Here is a 21,183-nt window from a genome sequence, read left to right as displayed (position 1 = left end):
TTCAGCCACCGGCGGTGCTTTCCGATCAGGACTAGCACTGAAGCGGCCGCCAGGCAGATCATGGTGGGGATAACAAGCCCGACGGTCGCCCACCCTGGCGCGGTGAGGTTTGGTGCAGGCGGCCAGGGCGTGGCGCAGTGATTGCTCTCCAGCTGATGCACCCAAGCGTCAACTCGCCATGCACCTACGTACAGCGCCACCAATGAACCGGCGAGCAGTGTCGCGGCAGCGACGAACCACCATCTTGCCTGCCTCGCCACAACGAAATTGCTCACTGCACTCCTGGCGGGCGAATGACGACCACGCTCTGTGGATCTTGATCTTGGAGCCTGATCGGCAACCGGTCCTCAAGGCTGTAGTTGACCGCGCCCGGCGTGTGCTGGGTGTAGAGCACTTCCCCGTTGGGAAGGACGCTCGACACGATCGCTGCGTGGTGGCTGACTTCACCGCTATGTGCGGCCGAGTCGGTCCAGTTGAAATAGATGACATCGCCGGGACGGGTCTGCGACAGAGGAACTGCGGATCCTCCGCTATTGACAAGAAAACTCCGTTGTTCGTCGGCGTTGTACCAGGACTTCGTATATCGGTACTGGTCGGCGTCGAAATTTCTGTCGGAAAAGGGAATATGGACACTAGGTATGTTGGGTATCGGGTTTGCCCAATCCTCTTTGCTCCAACGCCCTTCCACCTCTGAGAGACCACCTGCCCGCAGCGATTCGGACACGAATAGCGCGCAGTTGTTGGGGAATCGGTTGAGGCCCTCGTTGGGGGCGTTCGCGTACGCCCACCTGACGGCCTCGATAGGGTTGTAGCCGTTGCCGCCGTTGGTCAGCTGCGCTTTGACTTCGGCGGGTATGCCGGGTAGGTCGTACAACTCCACGGGAGCAGCAAGACGAAGTTGTAGCTGTTGTTGCGGAGTCAACGCCGCCCACCACTTCCCGACTTCTTCGGGTGTTAGGCCATCTGGGAGCTGATCGCGCATCTCTTCAACCGCCTTGCGCACTGCCACGCCCTGCGCGTTCTGCGCTTGCTCGCTGGTGATGTCGTCGGGGTTAAGGCTCACCGCGCTCAAGGCATCGGCACAGAGCTGGTCGGCCTGAGTGGCGGCCTCAACCGCGTCAGCGATCCGTTGCTGATATCTCAACGCGGTCATTAGATCGCCGACGGGGTCAACGCTCGCCGTCGGCAGGCTCACCCTTCCGTCGTCACCGACTGAGAAGCCCTTAGCTGTCGCCTCGGATACCGCAGCGTTCAATTCCCGCTGAGCAATCTCCACCGCGTCCTGCAATGTGTCCAACGGAGTGGTGGCACCGCGCGCCAGTACGCCGGTATTGACCATTCGCCCAGCAACCTGAACCAGCACATTGCGCGCCAGAGTGCCGGTGTGATCGGGCCAGTGCTCTTCAAGCGGTTTGGCACCATTGGCGTGGATATTGCCGGCCGTCCGCTCGGATTGCTTGGCTACCGCCAATAGGTCATCTGCGGCGGTTTGCCACAGGGCGGGGTGCGCGTCGCGCAACTGCGCGAAGGTGACCACAACCCCTCCCCTATGACTATCGAATAGGCGGAACGTTAACAGGGTATGCCGGGTGCGGCTCGACCACACTGCTGATACGCAACAGGCCGTCTGCCATTGATCATCGACCTGCTCACTACTGCCTCAACCGGTCGATAGCGGCGTGCAGATGGTCCAGCACACCGCTGGGAAGACCGTGTGTGCGGTCGTAGTCAGAGATCACGTCGGCCAGGCGGTCAAGCCGGTCGTTGAACGCCGCACCGCACACCTCTGCAATCGCCTCCGCGAGTTGATCCGCCGGGACACGAGACACTCGGTCGTCCAGCCACACTTCGGCGACTCGACCTCGGCTGTCGACCTTGACCTCCACCAGGCCGCCCTCTGACCGGGCCTCGCCAGCCACTTTGTCCAGCAACGTAGCCAGGCTGTCGAAGTCAGCAGAGTCATAAGTCATTGATCAAGGGCTTACCCACCGCCGCGCTGGCATGCAACACCATCACCGTCCCGGTCCAGCGCCGGGTGGTAGTCGGCGTCACCCCTCGGGATGTTCGTCCTGCCGTCAGCCCAGGCCGCATCACAATTCGGGTAATAGTGCGGCAGATTGCTCGACGCCGGGCTGACGGTGCGGCTGGTGCCCTGGGGCGACTTGGGGCCGGGAGGCCGCTGAGCCTCATCGAGCCGATAACCGGCTGCACGAGCACCACGGCCACCACCACCGAGATCACCGTGACGATGGTGCGGATCTGCACCTGCGTCAGGCGGGGGATCTATCGCCGGTCGCAGGCGATTCCGTCATTGTCCCGATCCAGCCATGCCCCGTAGGCCGGGTCACCTCGCGGGATGTTGTAGCGACCATCGGCGGCAGCTGCCTTGCAGTTGGCATAAGGCGGATCGGCCAGGGCGGTCGGTGCGACAAACACACCCAGGCCAAGGACGGCGGCGGCAGCAGCAGCCATGAGTACGAGACGGCGGAGCATCATTGATCAGCACCCCTCTTCTGGTAGTTGTGAGGGGAGGTTACGACGGCGGACGACCGCTATGGGCCGAAATTGGGGAGGCCCAGAAGTCCTGCGCTGGACCCTGCCCCTTTTGTCACACCGTGTGTCATACGGCTGAATCGCACTATAGTTGCAGGTCAGAGGGTGGAGCCAAGGGGACTCGAACCCCTGACCCCCACACTGCCAGTGTGAATCACGGTGTGCTGGCCAATGCCTGGGCGTCCAATAGGTTACGAATCGTCGAGGTCAGAAGAAGGATTTGGTACCGAAATGTCGATAGGGTATTTGCTGATGAGGTTGCGTCTTAGGACACCATTAGGACACTCCGAACGATGTTCGGCGCCTGGGCAGCCGCGCCCGCTCGAGTCGCGAGAGCATATGCGGTCCGTTGACGCCGCGCTCAGGTCAATGTGGCGCCACCGACTTCACCAGGCGATATAGCGCGCACTCGAGCACTAACTGCCGTCGAAACAGATGTGGTATCGATTTACTAGTGCCGATTGAGCAGTTCGAGCCCCACGCTCGGCCGGTCGCGTTCAATGCGGGTCCGCACAACTGGGGACCATCCCCCGACGAACCATGCCCCTGCGGATCCAGACGATCGGCTGGCGACTGCCACGTCGACCGGTCAACTCAACGATGGCAATTGCCGCCCTATGCACCGCTACTTGGGGACCGACCAACCGGGAAGGCACACCCGCGCTGTTACGTCGGATTCACCAACGACTGTTCGGAAAAGATCTCGAGGGAGCACTGGCTGAGCGAAGGAGTACTACGTCTGTTCGGCAGCGAGAAGACGGTCCGCATCGGTGGAATGCCCTGGCAACAAAGCGAATCAGAGGAACGCCCATTCACCGCACTCGGAGCGAAAATTCTTTGCAGCCGACACAACTCCGCACTATCTCGCCTGGACCGAACGGCTACCCAGATCCAGAAGACGGTGGAGCGCTACCAACGCAGCCAGCTGCGAAGTCCCGAACTCAACGACAACGAATTTGATCTTTGCAGCGGCGAAGAGCTCGAACGCTGGCTCCTGAAAGTGATCTGGGGGGCCGCCGCTGCAGCTTCATCGGTGCCAGACAACCTGAAAACCGCACCTCTAAGCGAGGTCCTAGCCAGTTATCTCTTTCGGGATGGTTTGCTGCCGAGACACTGGGGGCTTTACCTCACCGGCAGCCCGAACCCTGAGGTTACTCCGAGCGTTGATATTGGCTTAGAAGTTAGATCCGAAGTTCACGAGCGACGACTCCTAACTGCGACGGTCTTCATGGGTGCCGTCCGATTCACGCTCGCGCTCGGACCTCTCGAAGCCGGAAATGGAGCCTTTGCCATCCACAGACCGTCAGCCGTCTGCCTCCACTCCTCAGAGGGCAAAGCCCTCATAGTCTTGGCGCTCAGTTGGGACCATGGACGAAAATCTCCTGCTGTTGTTGTCGACCTCAGATCGCGAAGACTGCTGTGATAATTGGGCATGGCACCCAATCGGGACACGTTGTGCACCCATGACGGATAGTGACTTCCCGATCAAGCAGAGCAACTCCCTCGGTGAGTTCTGGCTACCCGGAGCAGACGGCAACACGGTGACCGGAGTACTCCAAGTAGATGGACCTGAATCAAATGAGGTGGAGCTTCACACCATCGACTATCCGAACAACGCGCTCGCCCTCGTTAGAGGCATACGGCTCCTGCGAGACGGAGAGGAACACGGACCGATCGCGGCTGAAGGTGAGTTAATCCTGCAGATGCCGTGGCAAATCGATCCCTGCCGTCTGCAGCCGATCGCATATCGCTACAGGACGGGACTGTGAGCGAAGGTCGAGCACCAGCATGGACTACTGAAACCCGCCTAAATGCGGGCTATGACGCGGTCACCAGTTCCCATCTGGCTGCGTCTGTGGCTTCGCTTCAGGAGTTGGCTTCGCTCGTTGGAGCCAAAGCCGCGATTGGAGCTTCGGCCCAATATGTCCGACTTGGATTGGTAGATCATGGCTGTTGTCTAAATCCGCTTCTCTTCGGTTTCGCCATAATGCGCGCCACAGGCCAGACTAGGCCCGCGCCGAAGGACCCGATGATCTCGAATCGACCCGCGGAGCACATCGTTGATCATCCTGCCGCGACAGCGGGGAGCCCGCTGATCTACGCGATCGTGGCAAATCACCCAGTTAACATTCAGCTAGAACACACGATCACCTACCTTGCACGGATGGTTGCCCGCCGAGTGATCACTCCTGATTCCCTCGGGGACGGCAGGATTACGACGGTGGATGACTTGGGCAGTCAACTGGACGCCACATCAGACAGCGAAGTAGCTGGGTTGCGTCCACCAAGGTGGTGTACGAGTCGGGCCGTGAGTTGAGTACCGGCGTGTCGTAGCCGGATAGATGAGGGTCATCGCGTGATTCTTCGAGAGACCGTCCAAAGTCACTCGAGCAAAGGAATCGACGCGATGACCGCTGCCCACGATATCGACTTGCCGGCGCTGCTGGCTGAGCGACTCACTACCACCCACCCTGATGTGTTGCGCGAGCTAGTGGCCACGTTCATCCACACGCTGATGGGCGCTGAAGCCGATGCGCTGTGCGGCGCGGGTTACGGTCAGCGCAGTGCTGAGCGCACCAACTCCCGTAATGGCTATCGGCATCGCCAGTTCGACACCCGCGCAGGTTCTTTGGATCTGGCGATCCCCAAGTTGCGGCAGGGCTCGTACTTCCCGGACTGGCTGCTGGAACGCCGCAAGCGTGCCGAGCGGGCGTTGACCACGGTGGTGGCCACCTGTTATCTGCTCGGGGTTTCGACGCGACGGATGGACAAGCTCGTGGAAACCCTCGGGATTACGTCGCTGTCGAAGTCGCAGGTGTCGGTGATGGCCAAAGAACTCGACACCGCCGTGGAAGCCTTCCGCACCCGGCCCCTCGATGCTGGCCCGTACACGTTCATGGCCGCCGATGCCCTGGTGCTCAAAGTCCGCGAGGCCGGCCGCGTGGTCAACGTGCACGCGCTGATCGCGGTGGGCGTCAACGCCGAGGGCTACCGCGAGATCCTGGGCGTCGACGTCACCACCGCCGAGGATGGAGCGGGCTGGTTGACGTTTCTGCGGTCGTTGACCGCCCGCGGCCTGTCCGGGGTGGCACTGGTCACCAGCGACGCTCATGCTGGCCTGCTCTCGGCTGTCGGGGCTACCTTGCCCGGCGCGTCCTGGCAGCGCTGTCGCACCCATTACGCCACCAACTTGATGGCAATTACCCCTAAGAGCTCCTGGCCGTGGGTAAAGACGCTGCTGCATTCGGTGTTCGACCAACCAGACGCAGCTTCGGTTGCCGCGCAATATGACCGGATCATCGACGCCCTGTCCGACAAGCTGCCCAAGGTCGCCGATCACCTCGAAGCCGCCCGGTCCGATCTGCTGGCGTTCACCGCATTTCCCAAGCAGATCTGGCGCCAAATCTGGTCCAACAACCCTCTATCCGTTAACCGGCTCTCCGGGGACACGGTTCGGGCTGCAGCGTGAGGTTCACGCACAAGCGCTGAGCACGGATGGATGCTGTCTGCATCTCGGTGGGGGAAGGCGGAGCGGCGATGCGGGTACTCAAGAGCGACAGCGGATATGTCCTGGAGGGCGACTGGGACGGGCAGGACGCGGTGAACGCGTTTCTCAACCATTTGGCGGGACGGGGGTTCAGCGCGGCCACGGTGCGGGCCTACGCATTCGACGTCGCCAATTTGAGCCGGTTCCTCGTCCAGCAAGCGGTCGGGCTCGCCGCGGTCGATGCGCCGTTGGTGTTCGACTGGATCGACTGGCAAGGCGTCCGCCGAACGGACCAGCCCACCGGCGGTCACCGCTCGTCGACCCCGCCGGCAGCTTCGACGGTGAACCGCCGGGTCGCGGCAGTGCGCGCGTTATTCGAGTATCTGGTGATGACCGGTGTCTGCACCGACAATCCGGTGCCGTCGCCGCGGCGGGGACAGGGGCTGCGCCAGTCGCAGCGGGGGTTGCTCGGTCATCTGGGTCCCGGGCGTGCACGCAGTGGCGGTAGGTTGGTGCGTCAGCCGCAGCGTCTTCCGGAATCGTTGTCCACCAACGATGTCGACGCGTTCCTGGCGACACTGGCAACGCACCGGGACCGGGCGATGGTGCTGGTGATGCTACTCGGAGGGCTGCGTTCGGCCGAGGCGCGTGGCCTGCTGCTCGCCGACGTCGATATGGGCCGGCGCCGGCTTCGGGTGATCGGCAAGGGCGGCAAGGAACGTCATGTCCCGGTCGATGCGGCGTTCTTCACCGAGCTCGCCGCCTACCTGCGATGGGAGCGGCCGCCGGGGTTGGCGACGCCGCAGTGCTTCGTAGTGCTGCGCGGCCCGACGACCGGTGCACCGGTCAGCGAGGCCGGGCTGCGCAGCCTGTTCCGTCGGCACCGGGAGACCTCTGGCGCCACAAGAGTCCGCCCGCACCGTTTACGGCATACCTACGGCACCGAATTGTCGGCGGCCGGAATCGATCTGCTGGCGTTGCGGGCGTTGATGGGGCATGTCTCGCCGGAGACCACGGCCCGCTACGTGCATTTGTCGATCGAGCAGCTCGCCGCCGAATACGGTGCTGCTCGTGCGACGTTGGCCGGAGCCCGGCAGTGACCACGGTGTTGGTCGGCCAACCCGTAGGCGCCGACGAGGTGGTGGCGGATTATCTCGACCACGTCGCCACCCTGGGTTTGAGCGGGCGGGCGGTACGCGACCGGATTCGGATCGCTCGCGACTTCACCGCACGCCACCGCGACCTGCACGCCTGGATGACGCTGCCGGCAGCCGAGCGGATCGCCGAGATACGGGACACCGGGGCGTGGCCGCTGATCTGTCACACGATCGGCACCGGCCGGTTACGGCTGGACGTCGAGCTGGCCGCGGTCAAACAGTTGACCGGGCTGGGCCGCGCAGTGGAGGACCGGGATCCGAGCGGATTCGCCGCGTTGCGGAATGCGGGAATTCGGTTGGGCTGGAGGAGTTCCTGGGTCGAGACGGTCCTCGGCGAATGTCTGGCGGTAGTGCTGGCACACCACGGCGGAATGGTCGCCGACCTGACCGGCGACGCGCTCGACGACTTCGACGCCGCGCTGTCACGTACCGTGGTGCCGCCATCGTCGCGGCGGGCATACAGGGGGCGGCTGGCCAGCCTGCGGCAGCTGTTGTTCGAGACCGCGGTCATCGACACCGCGCCGAAACGCCGGCGGTGGGCCCGTAGCCTCGAGCAGCGCTTCACCGAGGTGGAGATGCCCGACCCGATCCGTCAGACGTTGCTGCGCTACATCGGCGTGCGCGCGGCGGTGCTGCGGCCCAAATCGGTCGAGTCGCTGATCAACGACCTGCTGCCCTTCGCCGAATACCTCACCGCTCACCATCCCGACGTCATCAGCCTGCGTGAACTCGACCGGAGCTGCATCGAGGGCTACCTGAAATGGAATCGCACCCGGGGCTGGCGTGGTCAGCGCGCCGCCGCGGGCGCCGGGCGCACCGTCTCGGCCGCGGTGGCCCAGTCGGCAGTGCTCAGTCTGCGCAACCTGCTCGACGACATCACCGCCTGGGGCTGGGCGCAGGCCCCACCACGGCGGTTGGTATTCGCCGCCGACGTCCCCAAACTCGACCAGCCGTTGCCACGCGCGCTAGCACCCGATGTGGACGCGGCAGTGATGAACGCCGTTGCCCACCTGCAGGATCCGTTCGCCCGCATCGGCCTGACCGTGCTGCGTGGTGCCGGCCTGCGGGCGGGGGAACTGCTCGACCTCGAACTGGGCAGCATCATCGACTACGGACCGGCCGGAACCTGGCTGAAGGTGCCACTGGGCAAGCTCGCCACCGAACGCATGGTCCCGCTCTCCGCCGCGACCCTCGCCGCGCTCGACGAGTGGGTCGCCCTCCGCGGCACGCACCGGCCGCTGCCGCACCCACGCACCGGCGTGCTCACCGACTTTCTGTTCACCCGGCACGGACGCCGCCTGGGCTACACCCGGCTGCGCAACGGGCTGCTCACCGCCGCTGAATCCGCCGGGTTGCACCGTCCCGACGGCGGCGTCCTGATGGTCACTCCACATCAGTTGCGCCACACCTGGGCCACCGAACTCGCCAACGCCGGGATGAGTCTGCAGGCCTTGATGTCCTTACTCGGGCACGTCACTCCACAAATGACGATCCGCTACGCCACCCTGGCCTCGCCCACCCTGCGCGCGGCCTACGACGAAGCGATGGGCAAGATGCGCCGCCAGTTCACCCTCACCCCGGTCGGCAAACCGATCCTGCCCGACAAGGTCGGCTGGCTGCACAGTGAAATGCTGAAAACCCGCGTTGCACACGGATACTGCGCTCGCCACGAATCCGCGGGCGCGTGCCCTTATGCCAACATCTGCGAAACCTGCGACAACTACGTCACCGCCCCCGAATTCCGCGACACGCTCACCGACCAACTCGCCGACGTCCAGGCCCTCAGAACCGACGCCGAGTGCCGCGGCTGGACCGACGAAGCCGCCCGCCACGACCGCGTCGCCCACGCCCTTACCGACCACCTCCAGCGCCTCGATCGATGAACATCCCACCCCGACGGGTTGACCCGCCCCCGAGGGCCGGATAAAAGAGCGCCTTAATAAAGAGATCCGCCGTCGCACCGACGTCGTCGGCATCTTCCCCAACCGCGACGCCCTGATTCGCCTGGTCGGCGCTGTCCTGGCCGAACAACACGACGAATGGGCCGAATCGCGCCGCTACCTCGGCCTCGACGTCCTCAGCAAATCCCGCCTCTCAACCGACACCCCCACAGAACAGGAGGACACCCCCGCGGCACTAACCGCCTAACCACGACAACGAAGAATCACACGACGACGTCGTACACCACATCTCTGGACTTGACCAGTAGCTGATCTTCTGCGCGCCAAGGGTTGGCGAGTAGCGGCGGAAACGTTGTGTGCTCGCGCGGCAGCGAGCGGAGCTCCACTCAACGTGCAATTCACATCTTGTCTCGTTGAGCCGGAGCAGATCGCGCTGCAAGCGCCCATATTGCGTCGCATCTACAACGAATCCACCCGCGCACGCGCCGCGATTGATGTCCTGGCCACTCTGATGAGTCAGGGGATGGTCACTGCCGGAGGGGGAAATGCCGAGATTGCTGGGTTCGTGCGTGATTATCTCGACTTGGGACTGAGCCGTACCTATCTAGCACACGTCGTTCGCGACGCATTCGTGTGCGGTAACGGTTACCTGTCGTGGGGACAGGTACCTGACGAAGACATTCGACTGCTCCGACCCGAGTCCGTAGCCATCCAAGGCGATGGCACCTTTATCGAGCGGACACCCGAAGGCGATGTGTTGCATCGACGCGTCCTCCATGTCAAAGGGGCGTCGCAAGCGGACAGCCCCTATGGCATAAGCATTCTCGAACCGCTGGTCCTTCTGCAGATTCAGAAGGAGACGGCAGATGAGCTAAAGGCGCGCGCCGCGGCTTGGAACGTCGACGCAGTGCCAGTGGAGCATCGCGAGTACGCACTCAGCATGCTGCCATTTGCGGAGCGCACGCTAGAAACTGTGGAGACGCAGACGAAAAATATCCTGGGCCCAGTGCTCGACAGGAACACGCTGGACGTCCAAGTTCCTGCCGGGCTGTACTTCGCCGGTGCCGAAAAGATGCAACCCGCAGCTCAAGCGATCGCAATGCCGGCCGCCAGTAACGAAGTGAGCTAGGTTTCGCGTGGTGGTTCATGGTAGCGGTGCCGTTGAGCGGTCATTTGATTCGTTTCGGAGCCTTCGACTGAGCGAGCTCGTCCGGTACTGGTGGCTTTTAGCCTGCAGAGGAGGTCCGGTTCGATCGATTTTTCTGAGAGCACGCTCATTGAACCGCTTGATCAACCGTGTCTGTCGGAAGCTGTTGCTCCGCGCTGCGCTGACGTGGGTTTATTGGAGAGGTACAGATAGTGCACAGCCCGAGCCGCAACTGGAAGCGCCCACAAAAGCCGATGCGACCCCACCTCCCCACAGGACCTACAAGACAGACTCGGGCTTAACGGTTGTTGACAAGCGGCGGGTAGCCCTTGAACCAGAAATCGAGCCCGCCGATGTTCTCGACCAGGTCGAGACGAACCCGGATCATTGCCCCAGACTTAATTCGTTGTGGCACAAAATAATCGGTGAATCGATTCTATGGTCGGCGAACGGGCGAATTCCCAAGATCGACGCACGTGACCTGACCGCACGGTTGCTTAGCAGCCCCGCACTCCGAGCGATTGTTTCAGGGTCTCCAGACCCGGGTCTGGACCTACTTACGGTGATCGACCTAGGTTCCGACTCAAGCGACGGCGACTGGCGTGTGCTTACCTACCAGTGGCTGCGGAGGCACGCCGACGCCGTGACCCTTGAGTCAGTAGTTAGTTCAGAACTACTGAAGGAATCCGCAGTGACAAGACATGCAATGCCCCTTCGCCTTATTCCGCACCTGGCTGGCGTGTTTAGCGATGTCCACGCGCGCAGCATCTTGGCGAAGCTGCTCGCGCTCGTCGAGCGACCCGTCGATCCATACAAAGCTAGCGGTGATGTGCTTCTCGCGCGGGCAGGCACCGTCAGCCTACTTCGCCAACGTCCGGAGCTCGAGGGCGTCGCACTGGAGACGCTGAGCGCAACTCAGGTGGGCGATACAGATGACCGAATACCAACGGTCGCAAGTCTCTTGGCTTTGTCGCTGCGTGAGCGAGGGCTTCCGGCAGCAATCACCTTGGCCGATGTAGCAAAGCGGGCACAGCTGACCTCCAAGCGGGTTGAGGCGCTCGGCCGAGCCGCGGATTCTCCCCTCCGTTGCTCTACCCCAAGAAATCCGCCCGTGGCCGAGGATTTGCCTTTTGCGCCAGGCCCTTTCGTACGTCGCCTGATGTGCTGGGCTGGCGTAGCACTGTTGACGACACTCTGCGCAATCGTGTTGCGGGATCGTTTACCTTTGGTCCAACCGCTCGAGATCCCCATCACAGCCGCTATTGCGACACTCGCGCTTCTGGCGACTGTGCAGGTCTTCGCGGGAAATTTATCTGGCGCTAGATTGCCAAGCACTATTGCCCGATACACGAGTCAGTCCTGGCAGTTAGATCTCGCTTATGCGGCATCGGTCGCAATGATCGGACTGGCAATTTGGCAACCTAGTCAGCCTACTCATGGACCGTGGACCCTTATCAGGAACTGGGCTTCAAACTCTGCGTTAGTCATCTGGACCTGCGCCCTGTTGATCGCTCTGCTTGCCGTTTTCCGCCGAGTCGACGCCTCGCGGGCAGCTGCGGGCTTCGTCACAGCCCAGAAGAGGCGTGCGCGTTCGACCGGGCGGCGCGTCGGTCGTAACCAAGCGCGCGCGATCGAAATGACCTCCCTGATCGAGTCGTGTGCGGCCATCGAGATTCAGCCCTCCGCTATCGCAGGAGCTTGGGATCGCTCGATTAACGCAACACGACGAGGCATTGTCTTACCCAGCCGCCGTGGGCTACGTCGGATTTTGGCCAGCGGTCCAGTGCGTCGGGGATTGCGGTTGCGCATAACTGCTGGGCTGGCGACAACGGTCAACCGGTATGACACGATCGCGCATGCCGTGCCTCTGAGGGATCAGTCAGTGGATACCCGATGGCTTCGATATACGCGCAATCGCATAAAAATTCACCGGATTCGGCACATTGATGACATCAGCAGTGGCGCGATTGCGCTATCGAAGCTCTCGGCTGACCTCGTCGCCTCTGGCGACTTCGGCACGGCACACCAGGTGGCTCAAACACTTACGAAGTTCGTCAACTACCACATGTCGTGGACACGCAGTCGACGCAAGGCTGAACTCCGCCGATGGGAGAGCCGCGAGCAACTCAAGGCCAAACGCGACAATGTTTTAAGTATGCGCGAGTCCGTGCTGTTGTCGGCCGCCCAATCGGCTCGGGACGACAGCCGTGTCGCTCCAATTAATCCTCTGCTTCGCGATGTGCTGCAGATAATGACTCGTTCGGCTGTCGCGGCGTCCGGGCCGGCAGTTGGCGTGCCCGAGTACGTCGTGAGATCGCTGCTGGCGCACAGCACTCATACAGAATTAGCAGTCAGCATGACTACTTTCGCGATTCCGGTCGACGAAGTTGACTCTGTAACCAAACTGATGAGTGCAATCAGGATTCTCCGACTCGCAGCTTTGCAATCACTCGAACAACAGGAGCTGACCGCTTTCAAACTTATTCTCGATCGGGCCGTCGAGATGGCCGTTGAGGAGAGATTCGTCACCCACCTATGCGACGTCGTGTGCGACCTCACCGCATACGCATGCCGATACGGCTCCGACTTGGCTCTCGCCGGGTGTGTGTGCCTTGAGAAGTTGCTCGCCCTCCCATCCTCTCACGGAGAGGGCGACGCAAGAACACGTGGCGCAGTTCAGTTCTGGTTAGTTGGCGCGGCGGCATTGGCGGTCGGCGCAGTGTCAACCGCGTTCCACATCGCGCGCTTAGTTCACCAGCGCGAGTGGGCAGCCTACATGGTCGTAGCGAGCAAGAATGCAGACCATCTTGGAGTACTGGCTTCTCGCTCCGATCTATTCGGTGGATACCTCGGCGAGACACCACGAGATGCGTTGGCGACTTTTGGTCAACTCTTAGAGGCATACCCCGGCGACGGGGTCAACGTCTCTGTAGCGAGTGGATAGCCATAAGCCTACCTACGAGTTCTCGGCGAGCGATTACTCGACTCTCGCGCCCAACCGACAAGTGTCGAACTCGGATGGCGCGGTGGATTATCGGCCAAATCGCACCTGACCGTGCCCAATCGAGTCGGGTTCAGTCGCGCGGGTTCGCGAAAGGCCAGGCGGCATAGTGCGCGCGAAATTGCGCAATTATGGCCTTCTCGACAACTCGGGCCTCCGCGTCGTCTGTGACACGCCAGCCGACCAACAATTCGTTGCGGTCGGCAAGTTCCGCAGCGGTGAAGCGTCAGCGCGTTCGGCCGGCCATCCGGCATGTAAAGCTCGTTGAACAATTCGGCGTCGGTGACAGTCCCGTCGTCGTCGCTCGAACCGACAGCCACGGACACGGCGTGAAAGGCGTCAGCGCCGCCGCGTCCCAGCTCGTCGCCGTCGTCATCCGCGTCGCCGGCGTGGATTGCCCGATGAACACAACCCAGAGACGCGGCGAACCCAGATTAGCCGCCACCAACCTCGGGCGACTCCGGATCTGACGAATGGACCAACCCTCCCGAGCAGCCGGCGAATCAGCTCATCCCAAGGCCCCCGCCAATAGTTCGCCATACCCCCAGCCTGCCAGCAAACACCCCGAAGGGTGTTCCACCACGCCCACCCCACAAGTGGAACACCCGCCCGTCCGAAACCCGCAGGTCACAGCCCCAAATTAGCTGGCCGAACATGGTGTGCGCCAATGGCTTTAATCCCACGAAAACCGTTGATATAAATTACTTTCTGGCTGTCCAAGTCGCATTTACACAGGTTCGTTAGCTGTTTACGCCCGAAAAGTATTCACCGGAGAGATCCCAGTTTCCCCCGAGGAACTTGCGCCGGATCGCCGCCGCAACTTTTCACCCCGCATACCCTTCCTTGAGGGGTGTGGCAGGGGTTCTCCTCTGCCTCATTTGCAATGAGTATCGGGATCACCAGGGTCACCACGGCAAGGGTGGTAACGGTCAAGTGCGAAAGGAGAAACACGGTGGCCGGAGGTAACCAGTCAGCATTCGGGTACCGCTACCAATATCTCGCGACGATCGAACGCTTTCTCCGTTACATGCGCGATCACCTCGGCGAATTGGCTGCCATCGCTCTTCATGTTGAGCCGACGACCCTAATGAGAGAGGGCATTGCACGGGACGACGACATCATCGACTTCGCGATCGAGTCAGACGACGAGATTGTGGAGCGAGCCCAAGTGAAGGGGTCGAGCAATCCCGAAGGTAACAAGCTCTACCACGGTGAAGCAGACACCGTTTTTGAACGTCTAAATGGAGAGCGTGCGACGTGCTCCGTGCTCGTGACGAACCGTCCTCTCGGTCCAACCCTGCAGCAACGATGCTCGCAGACCCTGGACACTGACGACATCGAGAAGTGGGACTACGTCGGTCCCGACCCGGACGACGCCACTCCGGCTACTGACTCGCTGATGGTGGTCGATAAGCGCTCGATCGAGGACCTTACGGAGGCAATTGCAGACCTGGTGCGCCAGTTCCGATCGGACCAAGCATTAGGGCAAGGCAGCGTCTCATGCCGAATAGTCGCAAAGCTGTTGCTAGATAGAGTTTTCCAGTCAGCAGCGGGAGACGGTCCGACCAAGTTCGTCGCACTGGAAATCGTCAGCTTCATGTCAATACCCGATCCGGATATCGCCCACGTAGTGGGCAGCTTTGATTGGGGTGTGCCCGTTAATGGCATACCCGTGTTGCCCGCAACGGTGACACGCCTGCATCTTCTCGAAAAGGTATATGAAGCGATTGGAAGACCGGGCGACGGACACCAAGTCAAACACCTTGTTGCGCAAGGCCTAACCGGCTACGGGAAGTCATCGCTGGCTGCACACTTTTGCCACCTGTATCGCAATTCCTACGAGTTCATCTGCTGGATCGACTGCAGCGACACAGGCTTGATCGAGTCCAACATCCGGCGCTTCGTGCAGGAGCTGACCCAGACAGAGCTTCCACTTAGCATCGACCCTTCCGAACGCTTCCGCGAAGCGCTCGCCAGCCATCGAGGACCGTGGCTCGTGGTCTTCGACGGCTTACCAGCTCGCGTCGACATCGACAGATTCATGCCTACGCAAGGAAACGGATCCGTGCTCGTGACGACGACTAACGAAACTAGCTGGTGGCCATCGTCAACCATCCTGTCGGTGGGAACCTTTACGGAGGAAGAGGCAACGGCGTGCTTTGCTAGCTACGCCGGCCTCAATGATGCGAGCGCACAATCCGACGCGGTAAAGGAAGTCGTTGCGCGACTGGGATCGATCCCGCTAGCAATCGCAATGGCCGCCTTATATTTTCGCAACGCTGCGGGCACGATAGAGGAGCTATCAGCGGACTACTTTGCCGAACTGGAGGCGCTCGAAGATATCGGGGCCAGACCGCCAGGATTCGATCGCACAGCCTTTGCAGCGATCGAGCACGCCGTCCGGCATCTTGGGGCCGGGGTGATTGGCCACGACAACCACGACGTGAAGATGGTAGAGGGAATGCTCTACCGCGCGGCACTTCTCGCACCTGACATGATTCCACTGAATTACCTGATCGCTTCGATGCCTGAGGACATGCAGATCCGTCTCGGGCGATTGCCAGAACCGTCCTTCGCGGACTCAGCGCAACGCCGACGCTACATCAGCATCATGCGAACCCAGTCGATCGCGCACCGCGTACTCCTGCTAGACGACGATGGTGAGCAGAACGAGGCGAGCGACACGGTCGATATCCACCCGCTAGTCCATGAGATCCTTCAGCGCTTATTCGTCCGCAGAATACCGCCAGCTCGGTTGAGCGAGCAGATAACGATGATGATGTACATCCTCCACGGATGGATTGCACACGCACGAAGGCGCAGTCAATACTTCGTAGTCGATCAGCTTGTCGCACATGCTATCTCGTTGCTCAAGGCCATTGACAAACTCGGCAACCTGCCGACATTAAACCACCAGCACGCCAGCATGTTCCTCTACACCAAATCGTGGTTGAAGCTGGAGGTATCGACTTGCCGAATGAGTCGCGGCGATATCTACGCATCAGTCAATCTTGCGCGAGAAGTATTACAGGAGCTGTGGACACATCCATCTGACCCGGCCAGGGAGGCACTGGCTCTTCAGGCTGCATCTTCAATCGTGGTCGATCTCAACGACGCAGGTACCGACGCTGCGACCATGCGGCCTTGGGCGCTGTACGCGTTACGAGCGACGATCACCTGCGAAGTCCTGAGCGCAAAGGGGGCCGCGTTGGCGTTCGAAAAAGCCTATCTCATCAGGTCATCCCTCAACGCCCGCGCGCAATACCGCGGGGATGCGGTGATTGCGAGCGTGATTCATGAATTGGACGAGATGATCGCACGCGATCCAAGTGATGAACTTCGCCCGAACGCTGTCATGGACGACCTCGTGAAAAAGATCGACGCAGGCGAGCTCGGCGATTCGCTAGACGAGATGCTCGCGACTCTTCGCAAAACAGTGAACGACTACGACAAGCATACGTTCGACTGTATTGAGGTCGACATCGCACTGCGGAGGCGTCAATTCGACGAAGCTTTCAGAGCGATCGATGAATTGGTCACCCGGCCACTTCATCAGACGCACGGAGCGAGGCCGCTGAGCAGAGGCTTAGTCAATATTTACCGAACGCTTGAGATGATGATCACGACTGACATCGGCCCGGTTGAGGAAATGCGGCTCAAATCCAGTCAAGTACGCGCGCGCGCGGGCGAACTGCACCAGCAGATCATCAGCCAAGATGGCGAGTAACTGGTCCTAGAGACCCTCCCATTTGGTGTGGCTTTGAACTGCCGAGGCGCGCCGTTTGTGATTGGGTTCGGACACCTGATGTGAACGGTGACGTCACACCGTACCTATCGGCTCGCCGCGAAAGGCCTTGGCGAGGATGGCTTGGGTGCTGCGGCCAACGTTCGAAGTTGCGCGATCAATTCGCGTTGATACTTCGTCTGCAAGTGACAGTAACTTGTTCGTACGCTTGACGATTTCCCTTTGTTCCTTTTGCGGGGGAACTGGTACAGGTATGACCCGCGCATCCTGGACGTTGATGCGAGGCATCGCGAGTCCCACATATCGGTCATGCATCCACCGCTGAGCTGCTGGCGATTCGGCAGTGTTTTCCAAAGCCGCCGTAGGACAAAAATAGGACATCAGGACTATGGCGATAAGCCCGCCGCAAACACAAAACCCGTCCTAACCGCGAGGTCAGAACGGGTTGTGTAAAAGTGGAGCTAAGGGGACTCGAACCCCTGACCCCCACACTGCCAGTGTGGTGCGCTACCAGCTGCGCCATAGCCCCGAGAAGTCGTGCTCATCGAAGCTACACCACCGGCCAGACGCGTTCAAAGTCGCTGGTCCACCCCTACGCGATGACCGCATTGACCACCTCGCGCGCCACCTGCTGCACCTCGGCCAGGTGCTCAGGACCGAGGAAGGACTCGGCGTAGATCTTGTAGACGTCCTCGGTGCCCGACGGTCGGGCCGCGAACCACGCATTGGCCGTCGTCACCTTCAATCCGCCCAGCGGCGCGCCGTTGCCCGGCGCGTCGGTCAGTTTCGCGGTAATCGGCTCACCTGCCAGCTCGGTAGCCGTCACCTGGTCTGCAGACAGCCGCGACAACCGCGCCTTCTGCTCCCGATTGGCGGGCGCATCGACCCGCGCATAGATCGGCGCGCCGTACTCGGCGGCCAGTTCGGCATAGCGCTGCGAGGGGGACTTGCCCGTCACCGCCAGAATCTCCGAGGCCAACAACGCCAGGATGATGCCGTCCTTGTCGGTCGTCCACACCGAGCCGTCGCGCCGCAGGAACGACGCGCCCGCCGACTCTTCCCCGCCGAAGCCGATGGAACCGCTGATCAGCCCGTCCACGAACCACTTGAATCCGACCGGGACCTCGACGAGTTTGCGTCCCAGGCCATTGACGACCCGGTCGATGATCGACGAGCTGACCGCGGTCTTCCCGACGGCAATCCCGGCCGGCCAATCCGGCCGGTGCGTATACAGGTAGTCGATGGCCACGGCGAGATAGTGGTTCGGGTTGAGCAACCCTTCGTCGGGGGTGACGATGCCGTGCCGGTCGGAGTCGGCGTCGTTGCCGGTGGCGATCTGGTATCGATCGCGGTTTGCGATCAACGAGGCCATCGCGTCCGGCGAGCTGCAGTCCATCCGGATCTTGCCGTCGTGATCCAGCGTCATGAACCGCCACGTCGCGTCGACCAGTGGATTGACGACGGTCAGATTCAACCGGTGGCGGGCAGCGATCTCTCCCCAGTAATCCACGCTGGCCCCACCAAGCGGGTCAGCACCGATGCGCACCTGCGCGTCCCGGATCGCCGCGATGTCGACCACATTGGGCAAATCGTCGACATAGTTGCCGAGGTAGTCGTGCCGTTGCACGCTTGCCAAGGCCCGGGCCAGTGGCACCCGCCGCACGGCAGACCACCCGTCGCGCAGAATCTCGTTGGCGCGCTTGGCGATTGCGTTGGTCGCGTCGGTGTCGGCCGGGCCCCCGTTGGGCGGGTTGTACTTGAAGCCGCCGTCGGAGGGCGGGTTATGCGACGGGGTCACGACGATTCCGTCGGCCAGCCTGTCGCTGCGGCCACGGTTGTAGGTCAAGATGGCGTGGCTCACCGCGGGTGTCGGGGTGTAGCGATCTCGCGAGTCGATCATGGCGACCACATCGTTGGCGGCCAGCACCTCCAGCGCCGACACCCAGGCGGGCTCGGAAAGGCCATGCGTGTCACGGCCGATGAACAGCGGGCCGGTAGTCCCGTGTGCCGCCCGGTACTCGACGATCGCCTGCGTGATCGCCACGATGTGCCCCTCGTTGAAGGCGCCGTTGAGTGCCGAACCGCGATGTCCCGACGTGCCGAACGCCACCTGCTGGGCGACGTTGTCGGGGTCAGGCTCGATCGAGTAGTACGCCGTCACCAGGTGCGGCAGGTCGACGAGGTCTTCGGGCAGGGCCGGTTGTCCGGCTCGCGGGTGGGCCATGGATACCAATTGTGCCCATACCGGCCAGTGCAGCCCTAGGCTGCGTAGGCGCACATTTGGCACAGCGAAGGGAAACAACCGGTGGCAAGCCGCGACTATCGGGAATTGGCCGCGATTTTCGCCGGCGGTGCCGTGGGCGCGCTGACCCGAGCCGCCCTGGCCACGCTCTTCGTCCCCGACCCGGCGCGCTGGCCGTGGCCGACGTTCATCGTCAATATCGTCGGCGCCTTTCTGGTGGGCTACTTCACCACGCGGCTGCTGGAACGGTTGCCGTTGTCGAGCTACCGGCGCCCGCTGCTCGGCACCGGATTCTGCGGAGGACTCACCACCTTCTCCACGATGCAAGTAGAAACCGTGAAGATGCTCGAACACGGGCAGTGGGCGTTGGCCACGGCGTACACGGTGGTCAGCATCGCCGTCGGACTGCTGGCCGTGCATCTGGCCACCGCGCTGGTGCGCCGCGCGCGGGTGCGCTCGTGACGGCCGCCGCGACCGTCGCGGTCTGGGTCGGTGTCGCGCTCATCGGTGGCATTGGTTCGGTATCCCGCTTCCTCGTCGACCGCGCCGTCGCCCGGCGAGTCGCCCGGTCCTTCCCCTTCGGCACCCTGACGGTCAACATCAGCGGCGCGGCCCTGCTCGGCTTCCTCGGCGCCCTGACGTTGCCCAAGGACGTGGCTCTGCTCGCCGGAACGGCGTTCGTCGGCGCCTACACCACCTTTTCCACCTGGATGCTCGAGACGCAGCGACTGGGCGAAGACCGTCAACTGTCGGCGGCGTTCGCCAATCTCGCGGTCAGCGTCGCGCTTGGGTTGGCCGCGGTGGTGGCCGGCCAATGGATTGCGGACCAATTGTGAGCGGACAAAGCCTCAAACTGACCGCCTACTTCGGTGAGCGGCAACGCGTCGTCGGCGAGCCCCGGCGCTTCCTGGCAGACGCGATGTTCGACCTGTTCGGCTCCCGCGAGGTGGCAACCAGCGTAATGCTGCGCGGCGTAACGAGTTTCGGACCGAAGGGCGATTTGCGCAGCGACCAGTCCCTGAGCCTGTCCGAGGATCCGCCGGTGGCCGTTGCGGCCGTCGACGCCGAACCCAAGATCCGCGCGTTGGTTCAGGAGGTCACGGCGATGACCGGCCGTGGCCTGGTGACGCTGGAACGGGCGCGGATGGTGACGCACGGGCAATCCTTCGAGGGCATCGACAGCGCGAATGGCGATGCCGCCAAACTGACCATCTACGTCGGACGCCAGGTCAAGGTAGGCGGGGCAGCGGCGTACTACGCGGTGTGCGAGTTGATGCACCGCCACGGATTCGCCGGGGCGACAGTGTTCCTCGGCGTCGACGGCACCGCATACGGCCAACGCTGCCGGGCCCGGTTCTTCAGCCGCAACGTCAACGTTCCGCTGATGATCATCGCGGTAGGCTCCGCTACCCAGGTCTCGATCGCCGCGAGCGAACTGTCTGCCCTAGTACCTAATGCCCTGTTGACCGTGGAACGGGTGCGGTTGTGCAAGCGCGATGGGGAATTATTCGCTCGCCCACCGGAACTGCCTCTCACCGATCATCGAGGCCGGCCGCTGTGGCAGAAGCTGATGGTGCACACCGCCGAACAGACGCATCACGACGGTGAGCCGATTCACCGCGCGCTCATTCATCGGTTGATGCAGTCGCGGACAGCTCGCGGCGCGACCGCGATTCGCGGCATCTGGGGGTTCCACGGCAGCCATAAGCCGCACGGAGACAGGCTCTTTCAGCTCTCGCGCACGGTTCCGGCCACTACGATCATCGTCGACACACCCGAAGCCATCGCCCGCAGCTTCGACATCGTCGACGAGCTGACGGTTCGCCACGGGCTGGTGACCAGTGAAATGGTGCCTGCCGCAGTGTCATTGGACGGCTCGCAGGTACCCGCCGAACCATCGATCGCCGAATACGACTACTGACGGGTAGATGCTTACGCTGAGACCACTTG

The 21,183-nt window shown here is 62.1% G+C and carries 15 protein-coding genes, 1 tRNA gene and 2 pseudogenes; 12 read left to right on the top strand and 6 right to left on the bottom strand.

The window, feature by feature from the left end:
* Positions 1-271: 271 nt before the first annotated feature.
* The 4 genes from I2456_RS08020 to I2456_RS08005 all read right to left on the bottom strand — a co-directional run bounded on the left by I2456_RS08020 (position 272) and on the right by I2456_RS08005 (position 2,472).
* Positions 272-1,606: an amidase domain-containing protein gene (locus tag I2456_RS08020; protein ID WP_139823012.1), complete on the bottom strand. Its 1,335-nt coding sequence runs from the start codon at positions 1,604-1,606 to the stop codon at positions 272-274.
* Between the two features lie 46 nt (positions 1,607-1,652).
* On the bottom strand, positions 1,653-1,970 hold the full coding sequence (locus I2456_RS08015) for a YbaB/EbfC family nucleoid-associated protein (RefSeq protein WP_068164042.1): 318 nt from the start codon (positions 1,968-1,970) through the stop codon (positions 1,653-1,655).
* Positions 1,971-1,981: 11 nt separating this feature from the next.
* Positions 1,982-2,062: an excalibur calcium-binding domain-containing protein gene (locus I2456_RS28395; protein ID WP_241007960.1), complete on the bottom strand. Its 81-nt coding sequence runs from the start codon at positions 2,060-2,062 to the stop codon at positions 1,982-1,984.
* A 221-nt stretch (positions 2,063-2,283) separates the two neighbouring features.
* Positions 2,284-2,472, bottom strand: a complete 189-nt coding sequence (locus I2456_RS08005; protein WP_241007896.1) for an excalibur calcium-binding domain-containing protein — start codon at positions 2,470-2,472, stop codon at positions 2,284-2,286.
* A 982-nt stretch (positions 2,473-3,454) separates the two neighbouring features.
* Between I2456_RS08005 and I2456_RS08000 the strand changes: the two genes are divergently transcribed.
* The 9 genes and pseudogenes from I2456_RS08000 to I2456_RS07960 all read left to right on the top strand — a co-directional run bounded on the left by I2456_RS08000 (position 3,455) and on the right by I2456_RS07960 (position 16,973).
* Entirely contained in the window at positions 3,455-3,976 is a 522-nt protein-coding gene (locus I2456_RS08000; RefSeq protein ID WP_139823013.1) for a hypothetical protein, read from the top strand.
* Positions 3,977-4,016: 40 nt separating this feature from the next.
* Complete coding sequence (locus tag I2456_RS07995; protein WP_085072918.1) at positions 4,017-4,322, top strand: hypothetical protein; 306 nt, start codon at positions 4,017-4,019, stop codon at positions 4,320-4,322.
* Positions 4,323-4,960: 638 nt separating this feature from the next.
* A pseudogene (locus tag I2456_RS07990) lies at positions 4,961-5,974 on the top strand (IS256 family transposase); the annotation flags it as partial.
* A 116-nt stretch (positions 5,975-6,090) separates the two neighbouring features.
* The gene (locus tag I2456_RS07985; protein WP_007172498.1) at positions 6,091-7,140 is read left to right on the top strand and encodes a tyrosine-type recombinase/integrase; all 1,050 of its coding nucleotides are present in this window, start codon (positions 6,091-6,093) and stop codon (positions 7,138-7,140) included.
* Positions 7,137-9,080: a tyrosine-type recombinase/integrase gene (locus I2456_RS07980; RefSeq protein WP_007172497.1), complete on the top strand. Its 1,944-nt coding sequence runs from the start codon at positions 7,137-7,139 to the stop codon at positions 9,078-9,080. The genes I2456_RS07985 and I2456_RS07980 overlap by 4 nt, the downstream gene beginning before the upstream one ends.
* 46 nt (positions 9,081-9,126) lie before the next feature.
* Positions 9,127-9,345: pseudogene (locus I2456_RS07975) on the top strand (transposase); the annotation flags it as partial.
* A 144-nt stretch (positions 9,346-9,489) separates the two neighbouring features.
* Positions 9,490-10,227: a hypothetical protein gene (locus tag I2456_RS07970; protein WP_085074068.1), complete on the top strand. Its 738-nt coding sequence runs from the start codon at positions 9,490-9,492 to the stop codon at positions 10,225-10,227.
* Positions 10,228-11,356: 1,129 nt separating this feature from the next.
* Positions 11,357-13,189, top strand: a complete 1,833-nt coding sequence (locus I2456_RS07965; RefSeq protein WP_205880198.1) for a hypothetical protein — start codon at positions 11,357-11,359, stop codon at positions 13,187-13,189.
* Between the two features lie 1,009 nt (positions 13,190-14,198).
* Positions 14,199-16,973, top strand: a complete 2,775-nt coding sequence (locus I2456_RS07960) for an NB-ARC domain-containing protein (RefSeq protein WP_139823144.1) — start codon at positions 14,199-14,201, stop codon at positions 16,971-16,973.
* Positions 16,974-17,447: 474 nt separating this feature from the next.
* Here the strand turns inward: I2456_RS07960 and I2456_RS07955 are convergent.
* A tRNA-Ala gene (locus I2456_RS07955) sits at positions 17,448-17,520 on the bottom strand.
* A 63-nt stretch (positions 17,521-17,583) separates the two neighbouring features.
* Positions 17,584-19,215: a phosphoglucomutase (alpha-D-glucose-1,6-bisphosphate-dependent) gene (gene pgm, locus I2456_RS07950; protein ID WP_085074072.1), complete on the bottom strand. Its 1,632-nt coding sequence runs from the start codon at positions 19,213-19,215 to the stop codon at positions 17,584-17,586.
* A gap of 81 nt (positions 19,216-19,296) precedes the next feature.
* Here pgm and crcB (I2456_RS07945) point away from each other — a divergent pair, with 81 nt between their 5' ends.
* From crcB (I2456_RS07945) to I2456_RS07935, 3 genes are read left to right on the top strand one after another with little or no spacing between them, the layout of a single operon-like run.
* Positions 19,297-19,695, top strand: a complete 399-nt coding sequence (gene crcB, locus I2456_RS07945) for a fluoride efflux transporter CrcB (RefSeq protein ID WP_085074073.1) — start codon at positions 19,297-19,299, stop codon at positions 19,693-19,695.
* Positions 19,692-20,069, top strand: coding sequence for a fluoride efflux transporter CrcB (crcB, locus tag I2456_RS07940; RefSeq protein WP_085074074.1), 378 nt, complete (start codon positions 19,692-19,694; stop codon positions 20,067-20,069). The genes crcB (I2456_RS07945) and crcB (I2456_RS07940) overlap by 4 nt, the downstream gene beginning before the upstream one ends.
* On the top strand, positions 20,066-21,154 hold the full coding sequence (locus I2456_RS07935; RefSeq protein WP_085074075.1) for a DUF190 domain-containing protein: 1,089 nt from the start codon (positions 20,066-20,068) through the stop codon (positions 21,152-21,154). Before crcB (I2456_RS07940) ends, I2456_RS07935 begins: the two co-directional genes overlap by 4 nt.
* Positions 21,155-21,183 lie beyond the last annotated feature (29 nt).

It is taken from the genome of Mycobacterium kubicae, from assembly GCF_015689175.1.
Classification (GTDB): domain Bacteria; phylum Actinomycetota; class Actinomycetes; order Mycobacteriales; family Mycobacteriaceae; genus Mycobacterium; species Mycobacterium kubicae.
The sequence above is the reverse complement of the archived record's forward strand: the minus strand, read 5'-3'. Positions and strand labels throughout refer to the sequence as shown.